We start from the raw sequence: 1,247 nt of genomic DNA, 5'->3' as shown, positions 1-1,247 counted from the left end.
GTGTAATAGTTCAATTTCCTGCAACAATTTTAAGACTGGTTTTAATTAAAAAGCATTTTAGTATTTGCCTTTTGTCGTTCAAACATCACGGGTGAAAGATAGCCCAATGTTGAATGCAATCGCTGGTGATTATAATAACGCTCAATATAATCCGCAATATTTAACAGCGCTTCATCAAAAGTACGGTAGTTCTGCCGGTGGACTCTCTCGCATTTCAATGAACGAAAAAAACGCTCTGTTACCGCATTGTCCGTGCATTTCCCTGCACGACTTTGACTGGCTACCATATGAAATTCCGATAAGCAGTCCCGATATTGTTTACTCGTGTATTGTGAGCCTCTGTCTGAATGAAACAAGAGCCCCTTTTGAGGTTTTCGTCGATGTACCGCAAGCCGTAATGCCTTTTCTGTCAAATCCGTATCGATTGTTTTACTGCAAGCCCAACCCACTACCTTGCGAGAAAATAAGTCCAACACTACCGCCAGATATAGCCAACCTTGTTGCGTGTAAATATAACTGATGTCACCAACCCATATTGTATTGATATCTTTCGTATAAAATACTTGATTTAACGTGTTTTCCGCATAATGGCTCAATGATTTGCGATAGAACACGGGTTTTGGATAATGTGGTTTTAGTTTTAATGCGCGCATTTTTTTACGCACTTTTGCCCGCCCAATAGGAATGCCCTCCAGTCTCAAGGCATGCATCATGCGATTTACACCATAGGTAAATTCACTCTCTTCGTGCAGTTGAAGAATCCGTTTTTCCAGCGTAGAAAGTGCGGTTGTCGGCGCTTTAAGCCAACGATAAAGCGTGCTTCGATTAATCGAAAAACAACGTGTCAGTTGTACGTGCGAGTAGCCTTCTTTACTCAATACTAAACAACGGTGCTTTAGTGTTTGTCGAGAAAGAAGGCCGATACCTTTTTTAGCAAGGCATTATCACTGCGCAGTTGTTCCACCTCTGTGCGTAAACGCTGAATTTCTCGTTGCTCCGCGGTAATGGCTGGCTTTACGGGAGTAATGCCTTGTTTTTCTTTGATATATTGTACTTTCCAACGTTGTAATGCAGAGATACTGACATTCATTATTTTGCTGGTTTCAGCAACGGTATGTTGCTCATGCAACATTAAGTTTATACAGCGTTGTTTAAAGTCTGTTGTGAAGAGCTTTTTCATTGTCATTTCCTTTTTTATTACACAATAAAGTGGTCTTTAGTATGTTGCAAGGAATTAGACTATTACA

Annotated in this window: 2 protein-coding genes; both read right to left on the bottom strand. The window is 40.4% G+C overall.

Going from position 1 to position 1,247, the window contains the following annotated elements; translation table 11 throughout:
- Positions 1–41: 41 nt before the first annotated feature.
- Positions 42–878 (bottom strand): IS3 family transposase, encoded by an 837-nt coding sequence (locus EDC16_RS12620; RefSeq protein WP_157330517.1) that lies wholly within the window; start codon positions 876–878, stop codon positions 42–44.
- Positions 879–895: 17 nt separating this feature from the next.
- Positions 896–1,180 carry a transposase gene (locus EDC16_RS12615; protein WP_132968211.1) on the bottom strand — a complete coding sequence of 95 codons (285 nt, stop codon included), beginning with the start codon at positions 1,178–1,180 and terminating at the stop codon, positions 896–898.
- Positions 1,181–1,247 lie beyond the last annotated feature (67 nt).

It is taken from the genome of Testudinibacter aquarius, assembly GCF_004342725.1.
Taxonomy (GTDB): domain Bacteria; phylum Pseudomonadota; class Gammaproteobacteria; order Enterobacterales; family Pasteurellaceae; genus Chelonobacter; species Chelonobacter aquarius.
The sequence above is the reverse complement of the archived record's forward strand: the minus strand, read 5'-3'. Positions and strand labels throughout refer to the sequence as shown.

Bases quoted from the DNA above. Each gene is read 5' to 3' on its own strand.
- EDC16_RS12615 (WP_132968211.1), bottom strand. From the start codon at position 1,180: ATGAAAAAGCTCTTCACAACAGACTTTAAACAACGCTGTATAAACTTA.